Source organism: Stenotrophomonas tumulicola (genome assembly GCF_014117215.1).
In the GTDB taxonomy this organism is placed as follows: Bacteria; Pseudomonadota; Gammaproteobacteria; order Xanthomonadales; family Xanthomonadaceae; genus Stenotrophomonas; species Stenotrophomonas tumulicola.
Window position 1 is genome coordinate 124,964 of the sequence record NZ_JACGXS010000003.1, and the last position, 17,101, is coordinate 142,064.

The 17,101-nt window shown below is 67.0% G+C and carries 17 protein-coding genes; 10 read left to right on the forward strand and 7 right to left on the reverse strand.

From position 1 onward, the window contains the following. Window positions 1–23: 23 nt before the first annotated feature. The 5 genes from H4O11_RS08390 (at window position 24) to H4O11_RS08410 (ending at window position 4,717) form a co-directional block, all read left to right on the forward strand. Window positions 24–662 (forward strand): PepSY-associated TM helix domain-containing protein, encoded by a 639-nt coding sequence (locus tag H4O11_RS08390; RefSeq protein ID WP_182338969.1) that lies wholly within the window; start codon window positions 24–26, stop codon window positions 660–662. A gap of 31 nt (window positions 663–693) precedes the next feature. After that, window positions 694–1,212, forward strand: a complete 519-nt coding sequence (locus tag H4O11_RS08395; protein WP_182338970.1) for a DUF2271 domain-containing protein — start codon at window positions 694–696, stop codon at window positions 1,210–1,212. A gap of 82 nt (window positions 1,213–1,294) precedes the next feature. Next, window positions 1,295–2,098, forward strand: a complete 804-nt coding sequence (locus H4O11_RS08400) for a DUF4198 domain-containing protein (RefSeq protein ID WP_182338971.1) — start codon at window positions 1,295–1,297, stop codon at window positions 2,096–2,098. 58 nt (window positions 2,099–2,156) lie between these two features. Next, window positions 2,157–3,116, forward strand: a complete 960-nt coding sequence (locus tag H4O11_RS08405; protein WP_182338972.1) for an FAD:protein FMN transferase — start codon at window positions 2,157–2,159, stop codon at window positions 3,114–3,116. Continuing rightward, on the forward strand, window positions 3,113–4,717 hold the full coding sequence (locus tag H4O11_RS08410) for a sulfite reductase subunit alpha (RefSeq protein ID WP_182338973.1): 1,605 nt from the start codon (window positions 3,113–3,115) through the stop codon (window positions 4,715–4,717). Before H4O11_RS08405 ends, H4O11_RS08410 begins: the two co-directional genes overlap by 4 nt. 45 nt (window positions 4,718–4,762) lie before the next feature. Here H4O11_RS08410 and H4O11_RS08415 read toward each other — a convergent pair whose 3' ends face one another. The 4 genes from H4O11_RS08415 to H4O11_RS08430 form a co-directional block, all read right to left on the reverse strand. Beyond that, a complete protein-coding gene (locus tag H4O11_RS08415; RefSeq protein WP_182338974.1) occupies window positions 4,763–5,389 on the reverse strand; it encodes a HutD/Ves family protein in 627 nt (208 codons plus the stop codon). A 123-nt stretch (window positions 5,390–5,512) separates the two neighbouring features. After that, window positions 5,513–6,211 carry a murein L,D-transpeptidase catalytic domain family protein gene (locus tag H4O11_RS08420; protein WP_182338975.1) on the reverse strand — a complete coding sequence of 233 codons (699 nt, stop codon included), beginning with the start codon at window positions 6,209–6,211 and terminating at the stop codon, window positions 5,513–5,515. A 28-nt stretch (window positions 6,212–6,239) separates the two neighbouring features. Then, window positions 6,240–7,316: a L,D-transpeptidase gene (locus H4O11_RS08425; RefSeq protein WP_182338976.1), complete on the reverse strand. Its 1,077-nt coding sequence runs from the start codon at window positions 7,314–7,316 to the stop codon at window positions 6,240–6,242. A gap of 339 nt (window positions 7,317–7,655) precedes the next feature. Further along, complete coding sequence (locus tag H4O11_RS08430; RefSeq protein WP_220466660.1) at window positions 7,656–8,012, reverse strand: ComEA family DNA-binding protein; 357 nt, start codon at window positions 8,010–8,012, stop codon at window positions 7,656–7,658. 305 nt (window positions 8,013–8,317) lie between these two features. On the opposite strand from H4O11_RS08430, the gene H4O11_RS08435 reads away from it, so the two are divergent. From H4O11_RS08435 to murU, 4 genes are all read left to right on the forward strand, one after another. Next, window positions 8,318–9,811 carry a M20 family metallopeptidase gene (locus H4O11_RS08435; RefSeq protein ID WP_182338977.1) on the forward strand — a complete coding sequence of 498 codons (1,494 nt, stop codon included), beginning with the start codon at window positions 8,318–8,320 and terminating at the stop codon, window positions 9,809–9,811. Window positions 9,812–9,880: 69 nt separating this feature from the next. Beyond that, entirely contained in the window at window positions 9,881–10,153 is a 273-nt protein-coding gene (locus tag H4O11_RS08440) for a GlsB/YeaQ/YmgE family stress response membrane protein (RefSeq protein ID WP_182338978.1), read from the forward strand. Window positions 10,154–10,205: 52 nt separating this feature from the next. Continuing rightward, window positions 10,206–11,228, forward strand: coding sequence for an aminoglycoside phosphotransferase family protein (locus H4O11_RS08445; RefSeq protein ID WP_182338979.1), 1,023 nt, complete (start codon window positions 10,206–10,208; stop codon window positions 11,226–11,228). Beyond that, window positions 11,225–11,935 (forward strand): N-acetylmuramate alpha-1-phosphate uridylyltransferase MurU, encoded by a 711-nt coding sequence (gene murU, locus H4O11_RS08450; RefSeq protein WP_182338980.1) that lies wholly within the window; start codon window positions 11,225–11,227, stop codon window positions 11,933–11,935. The genes H4O11_RS08445 and murU overlap by 4 nt, the downstream gene beginning before the upstream one ends. 930 nt (window positions 11,936–12,865) lie before the next feature. Here murU and hda read toward each other — a convergent pair. The 3 genes from hda to H4O11_RS08465 are packed head-to-tail and all read right to left on the reverse strand — an operon-like array spanning window position 12,866 to window position 15,875. Continuing rightward, window positions 12,866–13,576 carry a DnaA regulatory inactivator Hda gene (hda, locus tag H4O11_RS08455; protein WP_182338981.1) on the reverse strand — a complete coding sequence of 237 codons (711 nt, stop codon included), beginning with the start codon at window positions 13,574–13,576 and terminating at the stop codon, window positions 12,866–12,868. Further along, window positions 13,573–14,742: an AI-2E family transporter gene (locus H4O11_RS08460; protein ID WP_182338982.1), complete on the reverse strand. Its 1,170-nt coding sequence runs from the start codon at window positions 14,740–14,742 to the stop codon at window positions 13,573–13,575. The genes hda and H4O11_RS08460 overlap by 4 nt, the downstream gene beginning before the upstream one ends. Then, window positions 14,739–15,875, reverse strand: coding sequence for a DUF2066 domain-containing protein (locus H4O11_RS08465; RefSeq protein WP_182338983.1), 1,137 nt, complete (start codon window positions 15,873–15,875; stop codon window positions 14,739–14,741). Before H4O11_RS08465 ends, H4O11_RS08460 begins: the two co-directional genes overlap by 4 nt. Before the next feature lie 98 nt (window positions 15,876–15,973). On the opposite strand from H4O11_RS08465, the gene purM reads away from it, so the two are divergent. After that, window positions 15,974–17,035 carry a phosphoribosylformylglycinamidine cyclo-ligase gene (purM, locus tag H4O11_RS08470; RefSeq protein ID WP_182338984.1) on the forward strand — a complete coding sequence of 354 codons (1,062 nt, stop codon included), beginning with the start codon at window positions 15,974–15,976 and terminating at the stop codon, window positions 17,033–17,035. Window positions 17,036–17,101: the final 66 nt, after the last annotated feature.

Sequence of the window (17,101 nt, forward strand, 5' to 3'; positions counted from 1 at the left end):
CATCTCCTGTTTCCCTCCGTGCCGTGAGCCGTTCCGTACCTTCCACCGTGCAGCAACAGCAGAGCCGCGGTTTCTGGCTGCGTACGCTGCACCAATGGCATTGGATCAGCTCGGCGGTCTGCCTGATCGGCATGCTGCTGTTTGCCGCCACCGGCATCACCTTGAACCACGCGGCGAAGATCGAAGCCACCCCGCAGGTGCAGAACCGCCAACTGCAACTGCCCGCAGGAATGCTGGGCCAACTGGGCGACCGCGAGGAGGGCAACGCACCGATTCCCCGCAGCGCGCGGCAATGGCTGGACCAACAGCTGGATGTCTCCATCGGCGGGCGTGCAGCGGAGTGGTCGCCGGAGGAGATCTACCTGTCATTGCCACGGCCTGGCGGCGATGCCTGGTTGAGCATCGATCGCCAAAGCGGTGCGGTGGAGTACGAATCCACTTCGCGCGGGGCGGTTTCCTATTTCAACGACCTGCACAAGGGCCGCAATGCCGGGCCCGCCTGGGGCTGGTTCCTGGACCTGTTCGCCGTGGCCTGCCTGGTGTTCTGCATCACCGGCCTGTTCCTGCTGCACCTGCATGCGCGGCAGCGGCGCATGACCTGGCCGCTGGTCGGCCTGGGACTGATGATCCCGCTGCTGATCGCCCTGCTGTTGATCCACTGACCTTCTTCGACCTTCCCTGCTGGAGCCGTCCATGCGCGTCACCCTAACCATCGCCCTCAGCGGCCTGCTGGCCACCTCGCCCGCCTATGCGGCCACGCTGGACATCAATGTCGAGGTGCCCAAGCTCAACGTCGCCGAATACCACCGGCCATACGTGGCCGTTTGGCTGGAGGGCGCCGACCAGAAAGTCGCCGCCAACCTGTCGGTGTGGTACCAGCAGACCGGCAACAGCGAAGGCCACGGCACCAAGTGGCTGCCGGACCTGCGCCAGTGGTGGCGCAAGAGTGGGCGCACGCTGGACGTTCCGGTGGACGGCGTGACCGGCCCGACCCGCCCGGTCGGCAAGCACGCGCTGTCCTTCGATGACCGCCAGCCGGCACTGAAGCAGCTGGCACCGGGCAGCTACACCCTGGTCGTGGAAGCGGTACGCGAAGTCGGCGGCCGCGAACTGCTGAAGATCCCCTTCACCTGGCCGGCCAAGGCCGCCCAGAACGGCTCGGCCCAGGGCAGCACCGAACTGGGCCAGGTCACCCTCGCCGTCAAACCATGAAAAGGGGACGGAGGGGATTAAGTCGTAATCGCCGCCGTCCTGTCGCACACCAACCTGTCCACTTTCCCGGAGTTACATGTCCATGAAGCGCACGCTCGTCCTCGCCGCCGCCCTGGCTGCTGCCCTTCCCTTCTCCGCCCTCGCCCACAAGGCTTGGCTGTTGCCATCGCAGACCGTGATCGCCGGCACCAACCCATGGATCACCGTGGACGGTGCGGTGTCCAACGACCTGTTCTATTTCAACCATGTGCCACTACGCTTGGAATCGCTGGTCATCACCGCACCGGACGGCAGCGCCGTACAGCCGCAGAACCCGGCCAGCGGCAAGTTCCGCAGCGTGTTCGACATCGAACTGAAGCAGCAGGGCACCTACCGCATCGCCTCGGTCAACGATGGCCTGTTCGCAACCTACGAGCAGAACGGTGAACGCAAGCGCTGGCGCGGCAACGCAGCCAGTTTCGGCGAGCTGCCGAAGGACGCGGAAAACCTGCAGGTATCGCAGTCGGTGGGCCGGGTGGAAACCTTCGTCACCAACGGTGCGCCCAATGGCACCGCACTGAAGCCGACCAACAAGGGCATCGAGCTGATCGCCAACGCCCACCCCAATGATCTGTTCGCGGGCGAGGAAGCGACCTTCCATGTGCTGGTCGACGGCAAGCCCACCGCCGGGCTGGAGTTCGAGATCGTGCGTGGCGCGACGCGTTACCGCAATGCGCAGGACGAGATCAAAGTCACCAGCGATGCAAAGGGCGAGATCAAGGTGACCTGGCCGGAAGCCGGCATGTATTGGCTGGAAACCGGCACCGAGGACGACAAGACGTCGGTGAAGCAGGCTACCAAGCGCCGCCTGAGCTACGTGGCCACGCTGGAAGTGCTGCCGCAATGATTCCCCGGGGCCGGGCATCGCCCGGCTCCAGCGGAAACCGGCACCACCCGGAACGGACATGACCAACGCCTCATTCGACATCGCCAACCTGGGCGGCACCACCATGGGCACCACGTGGAGCGTCAAGCTGGTGGTGCCGCGCAGGCGCGAACTGCACGCGCTGCATGCCGGCATCCAGGCACGGCTGGACCGCGTGGTCGCCCAGATGAGCACCTGGGAGCCGGATTCCGACCTGAGCGCCTACAACCGCGCAGCAACAGGCAGCTGGTGCACGCTGCCGGAGGAAACCCGTCGTGTGCTGCACTGTGCACAGCAGGTGGCGGCCGCCAGCGAGGGGGCATTCGATCCCACCATCGGGCCGTTGGTGGCGCTGTGGGGATTCGGTGCCCATGCAGGACCGCGTGGCGTGCCCGACGACGCGCGGCTGGCGGCAACGCGCGCACGCTGCGGTTGGCAACGCCTGCAATGGCAACACGATGCGTTGCTGCAACCGGGTGGCCTGGAGCTGGATCTTTCGGCGATCGCCAAGGGATTCGGCGTGGATGACGTGGCGCGCTGGCTGCAGGCACAGGACGTCGCGGCGGCGCTGGTGGAAGTCGGCGGCGAACTGCACGGCTACGGTCGCAAACCGGATGGCCAACCATGGCGCGTGCTGGTCGAATCAGCGCCGGAAGACGATGCAGGCACGCCTGGCCCACCACGCGTGCTGGCGCTGGATGGACACGCCGTCGCCACCTCTGGCGATCGCTGGCACCGTTACCAGCAGCATGGGGAACAACTGAGCCACAGCCTGGATCCGCGCAGCGGCCGGCCGGTGCAACGTGCTGCGGCAGCGGTGACGGTCGTGGCGGCCGAGGCGATGCTGGCAGATGCCTGGGCCACGGCATTGACCGTGCTGGGCAGCACGGCGGGGTTGGTGCTGGCCACGCGGCTGGGACTGGCGGCACGCTTCCTGGAACGCGGGGAACACGCCCCGATCGAGACAGTGAGCCCTGCATTCCAGGCGTTGCTGCCTTGAGCCTTCGTCCCTCACCTGCCGCGCTGGGCAACCTGCTGGTACTGCTGGGATTGGCGCTGGTGGCGTGGCTGTTGCTGCGCCTGCAACTGGGCGATAGCGGATGGGAAGTCGCGGCGCGCGGACGCGACTGGCAGATCGCGGCAGCCAGCGTGCTGGGCTATGCCGCGCTGTGTACCTGCATCTGGTGGCGTGCGCGCCCGCGCGATGAACAAGGCGATCCGGCGCAACGCCCCATCCTGGTGGTGTGGGCCAGCCAGACCGGGTTCGCCCTGCAACTGGCCGAGCGCAGCGCCGATGCCCTGCGTAACGCAGGGGTGGCGGTCCGGCTGCGCAGCATCGAGCAGTTGGATGCGGCAACGCTTGCCGGCAGCGAACGGGCCGTGTTCATCGCAAGCACCACCGGCGAAGGCGACCCGCCTGATCATGCCTTGCCGTTCCTGCGCCGGTTGATGCCGGCCACCCCTTCGCTGGCGCACCTGCGCTACGCCGTGCTCGCCCTGGGTGATCGCAGCTACGATCATTTCTGCGCATTCGGCCAGCAACTGGATGGCTGGCTGCGGCAGCACGGCGCGCATGCGCTGTTCGATACCGTGCAGGTGGACAATGCCGACCCGGCCAGCCTGCGCCACTGGCAGCAGCTGCTCGGCCAGTTGGGTGGCCAGGCCAGCGAACAACCCGACTGGAGTCCGGCCGACTACCAGGCATGGACACTACGGCAACGCACGCAGCTCAATCGCGGCAGCGTGGGAGGACCGGTGCACTGGTTGCGCCTGCTGCCACCCGCTGAAGGCGACGCACGTTGGCAGGCCGGCGACATTGCTGAAATCGGCCCCCGCCATGCGCCGGAAACGGTGGATGCGTGGCTGGCCACGCATGGCTTCGACGGCACCGCATTGCTGGGCGATGGGCAGACCCTGCACCAGCGCTTGTCGCGCTCGCACCTGCCGGAAACCGAATTCGAAGGGGATCGCGATGCCTTGGTCGGGGCACTGCAACCCTTGCCACACCGCGAATATTCCATTGCCTCGGCCATGCACGATGGCACGCTGGACCTGGTGCTGAGGCGCCAGCTGCGGGCCGACGGTACGCCCGGCATCGGCAGCGGCTGGCTGTGCGACGTGGTTCCAGTCGGTGCGATCGTCGACCTGCGGCTGCGCCGCAATCCTGGCTTCCATGGCGTGGCGGTCGCTGTTCCACTGATCCTGATCGGCAATGGCACCGGCATCGCCGGCCTGCGCGCGCACCTGCATGAACGCGTAGCGGCTGGTGCCCACCGCAACTGGCTGCTGTTCGGCGAACGCAACGCGGCGCATGACTTCCACTTCGCCGACGAACTGCAGGCGATGCGGCAACAGGGAACACTGGAGCGCCTGGATGCGGTGTTCAGCCGGGATGGCGGGGAACATCGCTACGTCCAGCATCGGCTGCAGGCGGAGGCGATGCAGCTGCGCAGCTGGGTGGATGCCGGCGCGGCCATCCTGGTCTGCGGCAGCCTGCAGGGCATGGCACCGGCAGTGGATGCGGTACTGGAACAGGTGCTCGGCGCGGACGGCAAGGAAGCACTGCTGTTGGCCGGCCGCTACCGGCGTGATGTGTACTGACCCTTGTCGCCAGGTCTTGCCCTGATGGATGCAGGCCGCTGGGCGTCACGCACCAGAAGCCGCGCCCGCCACGGCAGGCGTCAGCCGGATCGCCAGCAGCTCTCCCCCCCCATGCAGCGCATGCCGTTGCCGTTCGCCGGCCGCCAGCCATGCCGTGTCGCCCGCTTCCAGCGCTGGCAGTGCGCTGCCTGCTTCGAACCGGGCCTGGCCAGCAAGCAGGTGGATCGCCCAGGCCACCCCTGGTTCGCTGAAGAAATACATCGGCCCCACCAGCGGTCGGTGCAGCAGTTCTGCATGCACAGCCTCGCGCCGCCACATCAGGTTGAAGTCATGGGTGACGCCATCCAGCAGTTCGCCGTGCACCGCCGCTTCGCCTGCGAAACGCACGCGTCCATACGGTGACAGGACGTCGGCCACGCGGCCATCGTCGAAACGCAGTCGCACGCCGTTGCCCTGCAACAGCACCAGTTCGCGCTCTACGCCCGGGAACGCGGAGAACGCGGCATCGCGCTCGATCTCCGCGATGGACAGGCGCAGCGCCCAGTCCACATCGTGGTCGGGCAGGCGCAGGATTTCCCGGGTCCAGCCAAGGCCATTGCGCCAACGCACGCGCCGGTAGCCGCTGCTTGCGACGACATGGCTGGAATGTTGCAGGGTGTCGGTGATATCCATGCACCCATTGTGCCGATGGCCGCGCGCAAACGCACAGGCGCCGGCTAGAGCGGGGCCATGCCCCGCGGCCTTTCGCGCGATGCCGGAAACAAGGGCAGCGGGTCATGGACCCGCTCTACCTGATCATCCGCAGTCGGTGCCCAGCAACTGCGAATGCGCCAGCCAGGCCTGGTCCGGGTAGTAGGCGAACACCATCGTTCCCCCGCGCAACGCGTCGATCAGTGGCTTGGCCACGCTCAGGCGCACGGCCGGGCAGCCCAGGCTGCGGCCCAGCCGGCCCTGCAACCGCGCCGCGGCAGGATTCACATACGGCGCGCCGTGGATCACGATCGCCCGCTCGCGTGCATGGTCGTTGAAGCCCGGCTCCAGCCCATCCAGGCGCAGCGAGTAACCGTTGCCACCCACGTAGGTCTCCTGTGCGGTGAATGCACCAAGGCTGGACATGTAGCTGCCTTCCCGGTTGGAAAAATGCTCGGTCAGGTCCGCGCCACTGTTGCGCCCATGCGCCACCCATTCCTCGAACAGCAATCGCTGCCGGCGCAGGTCGAACACCCACAGGCGCGGTTCGGTGGAAGGACGCGAGTAATCGATCACCCCCAGCCGCTCCGGCACGATGCCCAGTTCCGGGCGCCGCAGCGCACAGCGCATCGCACCGGCAGCCATCTGCAGCACCTTCCGGTCAGCATTCGGCGCGGCCCTGGCAAGGATGGCAGCCAGGTCCGGGCTGGACACCGCCGCAGGCGGAGCCTGCGCGAACGCGGGCTGGCAGCAGGCAGCAAGCAGGCCAATGGCAGCCATCCAGCGCAGGCGGAACCGGGTCATGGGCGCAGATCAGGGACAGGCATGAAGCTCACAGGGTGGACCCGTCCGGCTCGGATTCCAACACTGGCTGCAGGCCCGGTTCAGCCGCGCTTGGGCGCACCGCCGGCAGCATCGTCACCAGCAGGGTGGTGCCTGGAACCAGCGCCGCATACAGGTGGCGGGCGAATTCCTCCGGCAGCGCCATCGGCAACGACGGCGTGGCCAGCAGGTCCGGCGTGGCCTGCGTTTCGGCCTGTCCAAGCAGCGGGTAGGCAGTCCAGCGATGCAGCCGCTGATGGCTGTCCAGGGGGCTGGGAATGTCGGTGTAGCCCTCTCCCATCACGAACAACGTGGTGCCCTGGAACGCAGGCAATGCCGCGGCTGCCAGTGGCGATTCGCCGATCAGGACGCCGTCGCGCAGCACGTAGACACGCTGGTCATGCAGGCTGACCAGCACCCCGACCTGGCCAGCCGGTGCGGCGTCTTCGTTCCAGTAGGCTGCGGCCGGGTCACTTGCCGGCACTTCAGGCAGGGCCTGGCCGCGGCTGGTCACCGGTGCCAGCACCGACGGATAGGCCAGGGTCATCGGCGAGCTCTTGGCATCGGCCACGACCACGGTATCGCCGCGTTGGGTCGCGCCGAACAGCTTCTGCGCGAATGCCTGCGGCAGCCGCACGCACCCATGCGAAGCCGGGTGCCCGGGCAGCGCGCCGCCGTGCAGGGCAATGCCATCCCAGGTCAACCGCTGCATATAGGGCATCGGCGCGCTGTTATAGAGGTTGGAACGGTGGTCCTTGTCCTTCTGCAGGATGGTGAACACACCGGTTGGCGTTTCGTGCCCGGCCTTGCCCGAACTGATGGTGCTCAGGCCAATCGCGATGCCATTGCGGTATACGTAGGCGCGCTGCTCGTCCAGGCTCACCACCAATACGATGGGGCCCGATGGGGAAATCTCCGGATGCCAGAGGAACTGGCCGGGCTTCAGATCGGTCGGGCCACGTACCTCGGCACTGGCGGTGTCCACGGGGGAACCCGGGATGCTGGCAGATGGCCGCGCATGCAGCGACAGCGGGGCCGCCAGCAACACGCTGGTGGCAAGCAGCAGGGACAGGGGCAACGATCGCATCGGTGCGGTCATCCATCGCGTGGGAAAGGCCACGCTACCGTTTCCCGGCTCCATAAAACAGCAGGCCCAAAAACAGATTGCCCGGCGACACGGCCTTGTGTCGTACCGGGCAACAGTCACGTCCCTGTCAGCCTCCTGCCGCCCATCGCATCCTGCGAATGGGGCGGTGCGCTCCGTGCACGGAGGCCGCGGTCATCCCTGGTTGTCTATCCCAGCCCCTTCCACAGGTCTGTGATGCCACCCTCCTGGTGCTGTCGACGCCTCCCTGCGCCGGTCGCTGCCACCTCTTCCGTTGGCTGGCGGTGACCCGCATCCTGCGGGCCGCGACGAATCCCGATATCAGCGCCTTGGCACGGGTCGAACCGGTACCGTTCCTGGTACCGGATCCATCGAGGGCTTCCCACCTTCGATCATGATCCGCTGTCGATTCCGTTCGACGATGGCTTTCCCTATGCCCTTCACCTGCGTCAGGTCCTCGACGCGTCTGAAAGGCCCGTGCTGCTGCCTGTGCTCGACGATCGCAGCTGCCCGGCTGGGCCCCACCATCGTCAATCCCTGCTGCAGTGCAGAGGCATCGGCCCGGTTGATGTCGATCCGCTCGGCAGCAAGTGCCTGCGTGACCCCCACCCCCAGAAGCAGTGCCCACAACACGATCCGCCAAGGCACGACGTACTTCTCCTTGTGATCCAGACCCATTCCGACCGGCAGTCCCGTCGGTGGAAACAGTGTCCGTCACCACATGTGCACAGCCTATCGTCCGCTGACATTTCTAACAGCCAGCTAAATACCCGACGCCTTGTAGGAAAAACCCTACACAAATGAGCGCAGGACGAAAGCCCATTTGCGTCAGGCTGAACCGATGTCGGCAGGCCGCCCGGGGCGCGCCGTTCCCCCTTCCACACCGGTGAAAACCGGACCGCATGTCCCTCCACACCGCCGTGCGACACGGTGCTCCGGCGTAGAATGGGCGGATCAGTCACACATGCAACCGGAGTTTCCAGATGGACAGCGCCAAGCTCGGCCAATTCGTCAATCAGAAGTGGGACAACGAGATCGTTCCGCAACTGGTCGACTACATCCGCATTCCCAACAAGTCGCCGATGTTCGACGCCAACTGGGTGCAGAACGGCTACATGGAGCAGGCCGTTGTCCTGATGGAAACCTGGGCCAGGGCCCAGGACATCCCCGGCCTGCAGGTCGAAGTCGTGCGTCTGGAAGGCCGTACCCCGCTGATCCTGCTGGAAATCCCGGCCAGCGGCAGCGAAACCGGCGATGACACCGTGCTGCTGTACGGCCATCTGGACAAGCAGCCGGAAATGACCGGCTGGGACGACGACCTTGGCCCGTGGATCCCGGTGCTGCGCGATGACAAGCTCTATGGTCGCGGTGGCGCAGATGATGGCTATGCAATCTTCGGTTCGCTGGCCGCCGTGCTGGCGCTGCAGGCACAGGGCCTGCCGCACGCCCGTTGCGTGATCCTGATCGAGGCCTGCGAAGAGTCCGGCAGTTACGACCTGCCCGCCTACGTCGACCACCTGGCCGACCGCATCGGCAAGCCCTCGCTGGTGGTGTGCCTGGATTCGGGCTGCGCCAACTACGACCAGCTGTGGTGCACCACCTCGCTGCGCGGCCTGACCGGCGGCAACTTCTCGGTGAAGGTACTCAACGAAGGCGTGCACTCCGGCGATGCCTCCGGCGTGGTGCCGTCCAGCTTCCGCCTGCTGCGCCAGCTGCTGTCGCGCATCGAGGACCAGGACACTGGCCGCATCCTCGTCGATGGCATGCAGGTCGAGATCCCGGCCGAGCGCCTGGAGCAGGCCAAGCGTGCCGCCGAGGTTGTCGATACCGCCATCTTCGACAAATTCCCGTTGGTCGACGGCCTGGTGCCGATGAACGACGACCTGACCGAGCTGGTGCTCAATCGCACCTGGCGCCCGGCATTGTCCGTGACCGGCATCGGTGGCATGCCGCCGCTGGAATCGGCCGGCAACGTGCTGCGCCCGCATACCGCGGTGAAGCTGTCGCTGCGCCTGCCGCCCACCGCCGATGGCAAGGCCTGCGGTGAACTGCTGAAGGAAGCGCTGCTGCGCGATCCGCCGAACGGCGCCGAAGTCACCCTGGACCTGGAAAAGGCCTCCAGCGGCTGGAACGCACCGGCGATGTCCCCGTGGCTGACCCAGGCCATCGACGAGGCCAGCCAGATGTTCTTCGGCAAGCCGGCCATGTACATGGGCGAAGGCGGCTCGATCCCGTTCATGGGCATGCTGGGCGAGAAATTCCCCGGTGCACAGTTCATGATCACCGGCGTGCTGGGCCCGCACTCCAATGCACATGGCCCGAACGAGTTCCTGCACATCCCGATGGGCAAGAAGGTGACCGCCTGCGTGTCCAAGGTGATCAGCGAACACCACGCCGCCAGCCTGCGCGGGGAGACCAGCGGCTCGCCGGTCGCCGCCGACAGCGGCACCCGCCACGGCGACCACGGCTGCTGCTGATCTGGGTAAAGTGAGCGCCGCAGCCGGGCCTGTCCGGCTGCGCCCCTCATCGCAAAGGATTCCATGCCCATGAATGGCCTGTTCGGCAGCAGCAGCTGGCTTTACATCATCCTGGTCGGCTTCGTGGTCGGCCTGCTCGGTCGCTTCTTCATGCCCGGCAACAACCGCATGGGCTGCCTGCTGACCATCGTGCTCGGCATCGTCGGCGCGCTGCTGGCCGGTTGGTTTGGCCAGTACATGGGCTGGTACGCCCGCGGTGAACCGGCCGGATTCGTCGGTGCCGTGCTGGGTGCCATCGTCGTGCTGGCGTTGCTGCGTCTGGTCAGCGGCGGCCGGCGCTGACCCCTCCCCTCCTCCTGACGTCGGCGCCTGCGGGCGCCCGGATGCTGCCTGCATGAACGATCCTGCTTCCCACCCCGAACGCGCGGCCCAGCGCCTGCAATGGGTGCGTGCGCACCTGGATGATGCCGATGCACGGCTCGAGCGTGCCTCGGTGGATGCTGGCATGCGCAGCTACTGGCGGGCGACCAGCCGCCACGGCAGCCACGTGGTGATGGATTCGCCACCGGGCCTGGAAGACGTGCGTCCCTGGCTGCGCATGCGCACCCTGCTGGCTGACCACGGCCTGCGCGTCCCGGCCGTGCTGGCGCAGGACATCGACGCAGGCCTGCTGCTGCTGGAGGACCTGGGCGGGCCGACCCTGGCGCGGGTGATCGACGCCGACAACGCCGACGCCTGGTTCGACCGCGCGATGGACCAGTTGCTGGCCCTGCAGGGTATGCCGGTACCGGAAGGTTTCGGCAGCTTCGGCGAGGCCTTGTTGCAGCGCGATGCCGGGCTGTTCGACGAATGGTTCCTGCAGCGCCACCTCGGTATCCACCTTGGCTGCGAAGCAGCCGAGAACCTGCAGCTGGCGCAGCGCCGCCTGATGGACAACGCACTGGGCCAGGCACAGGTGATGACCCATCGCGACTTCATGCCGCGCAACCTGATGCCGGTATCGGATGGGCCGGCCGTACTGGATTTCCAGGACCTGGTGCGCGGCCCCATCGCCTACGATCCGGTCAGCCTGTTCAAGGACGCCTTCCTGAGCTGGCCGTTGCAGCGCGTGGACGAATGGCTGGCGCGATACCACGAACGCGCCCGCGCCGCTGGCCTGCCGGTGCCGGACCGCGCCACCTTCCTGCGCGACGCCGACTGGATGGGCATCCAGCGCCACGTCAAGATCCTGGGGCTGTTCTGCCGGCTGCGCTACCGCGATGGCAAAGGCCACTACCTGGACGATGCGCCGCGCTTCATCGCCTACCTGGATGAAGTGCTGCCGCGCTACCCGCTGCTGGACGGGCTGCGCCGGGTGCTGGAAGAACAGGTCAAGCCGGCGATGGCCGCGCAGTCCGAACCGGTGCTGCCACGATGAAGGCGCTGGTCTTCGCCGCCGGGCTCGGCGAGCGCATGCGCCCGCTCACCCTGCATACCCCCAAGCCGCTGCTGTCGGTGGCGGGCAAGCCACTGATCGTTTGGCACCTGGAGCGGCTGGCCGCCATCGGCGTGCGCGAGGTGGTGGTCAACATCGCCTGGCTGGCCGAATGCTTCGCCCCCACCCTGGGCGATGGCAGCAGATGGGGCTTGACCCTGCATTTCGTGCATGAAGGCGATACGCCACTGGAAACCGGCGGCGGCATCCTCAACGCGCTGCCGGTGCTGGGCGGGCAGCCGTTCCTGGTCGTCAACGGCGATATCTGGACCGACTTCGACTTTGCCACCCTGCCACGCGAACCGGCCGGGCAGGCGCACCTGGTAATGGTGGACAACCCCGCGCAGCATCCGCATGGCGATTACCGGCTGGACGCCGACGGACTGTTGCACCATGACCGCGAAGGCGCATGCCTGACCTACGCCGGCATCGGTATATACCGGCCCTCCATCGTGGCCGAATGGCAGGAAACAATCGGCGATGCGCCCGGCAGCGAATGCACGCCGCCGCGTTTTTCAGTGGTGCCGCTGCAGAAGCATTTCATGGCGCGCGGACAGGTCACCGGCCAGCACCATCGCGGCCGCTGGACCGACGTCGGCACCGTCGAACGCCTGCAGGCACTGGACGCCGAATTGGCAGCGAACGGCTGAGCCCCTCGCGGCGGGCGGCGGTTCACGCTGGATACGGGGTGGCGACGGGCCGGTGGCCGCCAACCACGTATGAAGAAAATGGTAGAGCGGGGCCATGCCCCGCTGCCGTTCGCGCCATGCCGGAAACAAGGGCAGCGGGTCATGGACCCGCTCTACCCATCTCCATCACCCCATTCCGCCGGGCATGGCCCGGCGCTACCTGACACCGCATGGACCTGTCGAAGGTGGGGCGGATGGCGTATGCCCAAGAACGAATCGGTAGAGCGGGGCCATGCCCCGCTGCCGTTCGCGCGATGCCGGAAACAAGGGCAGCGGGTCATGGACCCGCTCTACCCATCTCCATCACCCCATTCCGCCGGGCATGGCCCGGCGTTACCCGACGCCGCATGCACCTGTCGAAGGGGGGCAGATGGCGTATGCGCAAGAACGAATTGGTAGAGCGGGGCCATGCCCCGCTGCCGTTCGCGCGATACCGGAAACAAGAGCAGCGGGTCATGGACCCGCCTACCCATCACCCCATTCCGCCGGGCATGGCCCGGCGTTACCCGACGCCGCATGCACCTGTCGAAGGTGGGGCGGATGGGGTATGCCCAAGAACGAACTGGTAGAGCGGGGCCATGCCCCGCTGCCGTGTGCGCGATGCCGGAAACAAGAGCAGCGGGTCATGGACCCGCCTACCCATCACCCCATTCCGCCGGGCATCGCCCGGCGCTACCTGACACCGCATGGACCTGTCGAAGGTGGGGCGGGGTGGGTTGGCGGGACCTTGTGAGGCAGGAGCCGAACAGGAGCCCCCATGGATGGGTTCACGGCGCGTCCCGCCAACCCACCCCGCCCCACCCACACACAGCCCTGCAGCTGTTGCCGTTGCTGTTGCCGTTGCTGTTGCTTCGGCGGGCGCCGGGCAGCCGCCCGGCAAACAACACGCCCTCAGTACCGCGGGCGGCCGTCTTCCAGTACCTGGCGCAGGAACGGCACGGTAATGCGCCGCTTGGCCGCCAGCGACTCGCGGTCCAGCCAATCCAACAGCGTGATCAATCCACCCAGTTCGCGACCGGAGTGCGACAGCAGCCATTCAATGGCGGCCTCATCGATGGCCAGCCCACGCCGCAGCGCGCGTTCGCGCAACACCGCCGCACGCCCCTCTTCGTCCAGCGCTTCCAGCACTACCCGCACGCATTGGCCCAGCCGCGAACGCAGGTCCGGCAGCACCAGCCCCAGCTCGCCCGGCGCCTTCTGCGCGGTATACAGCACCGCCGCCCCCGCCGCGCGCGCGCGGTTGTGGAAATCGAACAGCGCCACTTCGTCGTCGCGGTTGCCCGCGACTGCATCCAATCCGTCCAGTGCCACCAGTTCGCGCTGTTCCAGTCCCTCCAACGCCGCATGCAGGCGCCCGGCCACGCTGGCCAGCGGCACGTAGGTGGGTGTCCGCCCGGCCTGTTCGGCGCTGGAACACATCGCCAACGCCTGGTGGGTCTTGCCGGTGCCGGATGTGCCTTGCAGGTAGATCCAGTCATGGCTGGCACCCACCGCGATCGCACGCAGCTGTGCCAGCGCGCCGTCAGGCGCGCCGATGAAGGTCTCCAGCCGCTGGTCCTGCGGATAATGCAGGGCCAGCGGCAGCTGCGGCACCGCGCTCACTTCGGCTCCGGCCCCTTTGGCGGGGTGGCGACGATGGCCGGCTTGTCGATGTAGGAATCCAGCACGATCGAACGTTTCTCGCCCGCATACAGTTCGCTTTCGCGATAGCGCTGGTGCGCGTAACGCAGCAACACGTTGCTCACTGCCGCCACCGGCAACGCCAGCAGCATGCCCAGGAAACCGAACAGCTGGCCGCCAGCCATCACCGCGAAGATCACCGCCACCGGATGCAGGCCGATCTTGTCGCCGACGATGCGCGGGGTCAGTACGTAGCTTTCCAGCAACTGGCCAACGGTAAACACCACGCCGACCAGGATCAGCAGCTTCAGGTCAAAACCCTGCGCCTGCACCAGCGCGGCCACCACGGCCAACAGGATGCCGGTGGTGGCACCCAGGTACGGAATGAAGCTGATCAGGCCGGCAATCAGCCCGATCAACAGGCCCAGCTTCAGTCCCACCAGCGACAGGCCACCGGCATAGATCACGCCCAGCGCCACCATCACCAGGAACTGGCCGCGGATGAACGCACCCAGCACATCGTTGGATTCACGCGCCAGCTGGCTGATGGTACCGATCCGGTTGCGCGGGATCACCGAGGCCACGCGCTCCACCAGCTTGTCCCAATCGCGCAGGAAATAGAACGCCAGGATTGGCAGCAGCAGGATGTTGACCACCCAGGTCACCATCGCAAAGCCCGAACGCTGCACGTAGCCGAAGAACGAACGCGCAACGCCGCCAGCCTGCTGCCAGTGGCTGCGGATCCACTCCATCACCCGCGCCGGGTCCAGCCACTGCATGATCTCCAGTCCGGTCTTCTGCTCGAACCAGGGAATACCCTTCTGCATCAGCCATTCCTGGGCCTGCGGCGCCGAGGCGATGAGCGTGGTGATCTGGCGCTCGATCATCGGCACCAGGATCACCATCAGCGCGGTGATCACCAGCACCATGGCCACGAACACCAGGATTACCCCGGTAATCCGCGAACGTCCCTTGGCTTCGATGCGATCCACCAGCGGATCGCCCAGCCAGGCCAACGCAAGCGCCAGCACGAACGGAGTCAGGATCGGGGCCAGCAGCCAGACGATCCAGCCAATCAACATGGCAACCGCGACGAACTTCACGCGGCGCAGGAACTGGGCGATTTCCGCCTCGGGAGACAGCATCATCGCAGGCGATACTCGTTGCTGGCCGGAGCCGGGTTCTGTTCATCGCCGTCCAGGATGATCGATACCGGCGCCACCGGCTCCAGCACGCCGCCGTCGCCCAGCATCCGGTTCAGCCCGGCCAGGCCGGTGGTCATTTCCAGGTTCAGCTCCAGCCGGTCGCCCAGCGCGCGCAGCGGGATCACGTTGCGCACCACCGGCACCTGGCGCAGCCCGGCAGCCAGGCGCATGTAGGCATCGGCACTGTTCACCCCGGTGACCACCACGCGATAAGTACCCGCCTGCCCGGTCGCCGCGCCGGCCTTGGCATAACGCCGTACCAGCGCATCGGCCGCACCGTCGGCGCCGGCCGCCATCGCCCGCATGGCGTTGGGGTCCTTGGTGGTCCACTTGTCCAGCTCACGGCCGTTGTCGACGAAAACCCAGTCTGCCGTCCAGCCACCATCGGCGCGGTACAGCTTGCCGATCAGCTGCATCGGCGGCGCATAACGGGATGAGGCACGGGCCACGGCCGCGCTGTCCTGGCGCCAGATCGCCCCGACCAGCGCCTGTTCGGCGGTACTGCCCGACGGCAGGCCCAGCTTGTAGCCGCGCTCCACCGCGCGCGCCAGCACCGGACGTACCGCGTTTGCCTGCTGCACGCTGACCAGCCGCGGGCCGCTGCCATCATCGATGGCCAGCCACAGCACCGGCTTCGGGCGCGGCTGCGGCCAGACCGGCAGGCCCAGCGCGGTGATCAGTGCATCCACGTCATCTTCGCGGAAACGGGCGACCAGCAGGGTGCGGAAGCTCGGCGCACCACTGGCCGCCGTGCTCTGGTCCTGCTTGTAGTCGTAGCTCTCCACGTAATCCTTGGCGTTGCGCAACGCCTGCACCACGCCAGGACGGGCGGTGATGTTGCGGTCGCCGGACAGTTTGGCCAGTACTTCGGCCAGGGCGCGCGACAACCCGCCATTGCGGTCGGCGTCGCTTTGGCCACGTACCGGCACCTCGGCGTCGTAGCTGCCGCTGGCCGTGGCGACGTCGCCCTCGGTGCGCAGGCCGCTCTGGGCCTGGGCCACGGCAGGCAGGCACAACGCCAGGAGCATCATGAGGAACACGGTCCGAAGGGGGCTGCGGGGCATCTGGACTTCCATTGGCTCGACGTATCCAGGGAGATTGTTGCCCGAATAGGGTCTTTGCGCCAACGTGGCCTGTTAAAATCGGCGTCTCACCCCAGCAAGCGCCGACGCCCGTGACCAACAGCCCGTCCTCCGCCCCTACGCCCCTCACCTACCGTGACGCGGGTGTCGACATCGATGCCGGCAATGAACTGGTCGAGCGCATCAAGCCGCTGGTCAAGCGCAGCTTCCGCCCCGAGGTGATGGGCGGACTGGGCGGTTTCGGCGCCCTGTTCGACCTGTCCGGCAAGTACCGCGAGCCGGTGCTGGTATCGGGTACCGACGGCGTGGGCACCAAACTGAAGCTGGCCCAGCAGCTGGGCCGCCACGACACCATCGGCATCGACCTGGTCGCCATGTGCGTGAACGACGTGCTGGTCCAAGGCGCCGAACCGCTGTTCTTCCTCGACTACTTCGCCACCGGCAAGCTGGACATCGACACCGCCGCAGCGGTGGTGGGTGGCATCGCCAATGGCTGTACCGAGGCCGGCTGCGCGCTGATCGGCGGCGAGACCGCCGAAATGCCCGACATGTACGCCCCGGGCGAATACGACCTGGCCGGTTTCACCGTGGCCGGCGTGGAAAAGAGCGAACTGAAGGACGGTGCCAGCGTTGCCGAAGGCGACGTATTGATCGGCATCGCCTCTTCTGGCCCGCACTCCAACGGCTATTCACTGGTGCGCCGCATCTACGACCGTGCCGGTCGCCCGGCCGACCTGGAACTGGAAGGCGGCGTCAAGCTGGTCGATGCACTGATGGCGCCAACCCGCCTGTACGTGAAGCCGATCCTGGCGCTGCTGAAATCGCATGGCCAGGCCATCCACGGCATGGCCCATGTCACCGGTGGCGGCCTGACCGAAAACATCATCCGCGTGGTGCCGGAAGGCCTCGGCCTGGACATCGACGCCGCCAGCTGGACCCTGCCGCCGGTGTTCCAGTGGCTGCAGCGCGAAGGCGCCGTGGCCGATGCCGAAATGTGGCGCACCTTCAACTGCGGCATCGGCTTCGTGCTGATCGTCGCGCCGGACCAGGCCGCCGCCGTGGCCGGGGCGGTCGAGGCACTGGGCCTGCAGCACTGGACCATCGGCAAGGTGGTGGACGCTGCCGACGGCACCGAGCGCGTGCATATCGGCTGATTTTCCGTAGCGCCGGGCCATGCTCGGCGGATCTACCCGATGGAACCTACCGCCGAGCCTGGCTCG

Coding starts and splice junctions, on each gene's coding strand:
- H4O11_RS08435 (WP_182338977.1), top strand. CDS start 8,318: ATGGACAGCGCCAAGCTCGGCCAATTCGTCAATCAGAAGTGGGACAAC.
- murU (WP_182338980.1), top strand. CDS start 11,225: ATGAAGGCGCTGGTCTTCGCCGCCGGGCTCGGCGAGCGCATGCGCCCG.
- H4O11_RS08440 (WP_182338978.1), top strand. CDS start 9,881: ATGAATGGCCTGTTCGGCAGCAGCAGCTGGCTTTACATCATCCTGGTC.
- H4O11_RS08425 (WP_182338976.1), bottom strand. CDS start 7,316: ATGCGATCGTTGCCCCTGTCCCTGCTGCTTGCCACCAGCGTGTTGCTG.
- H4O11_RS08405 (WP_182338972.1), top strand. CDS start 2,157: ATGACCAACGCCTCATTCGACATCGCCAACCTGGGCGGCACCACCATG.
- H4O11_RS08430 (WP_220466660.1), bottom strand. CDS start 8,012: ATGGGTCTGGATCACAAGGAGAAGTACGTCGTGCCTTGGCGGATCGTG.
- H4O11_RS08465 (WP_182338983.1), bottom strand. CDS start 15,875: ATGGAAGTCCAGATGCCCCGCAGCCCCCTTCGGACCGTGTTCCTCATG.
- H4O11_RS08460 (WP_182338982.1), bottom strand. CDS start 14,742: ATGATGCTGTCTCCCGAGGCGGAAATCGCCCAGTTCCTGCGCCGCGTG.
- H4O11_RS08420 (WP_182338975.1), bottom strand. CDS start 6,211: ATGACCCGGTTCCGCCTGCGCTGGATGGCTGCCATTGGCCTGCTTGCT.
- H4O11_RS08445 (WP_182338979.1), top strand. CDS start 10,206: ATGAACGATCCTGCTTCCCACCCCGAACGCGCGGCCCAGCGCCTGCAA.
- H4O11_RS08400 (WP_182338971.1), top strand. CDS start 1,295: ATGAAGCGCACGCTCGTCCTCGCCGCCGCCCTGGCTGCTGCCCTTCCC.
- H4O11_RS08415 (WP_182338974.1), bottom strand. CDS start 5,389: ATGGATATCACCGACACCCTGCAACATTCCAGCCATGTCGTCGCAAGC.
- H4O11_RS08395 (WP_182338970.1), top strand. CDS start 694: ATGCGCGTCACCCTAACCATCGCCCTCAGCGGCCTGCTGGCCACCTCG.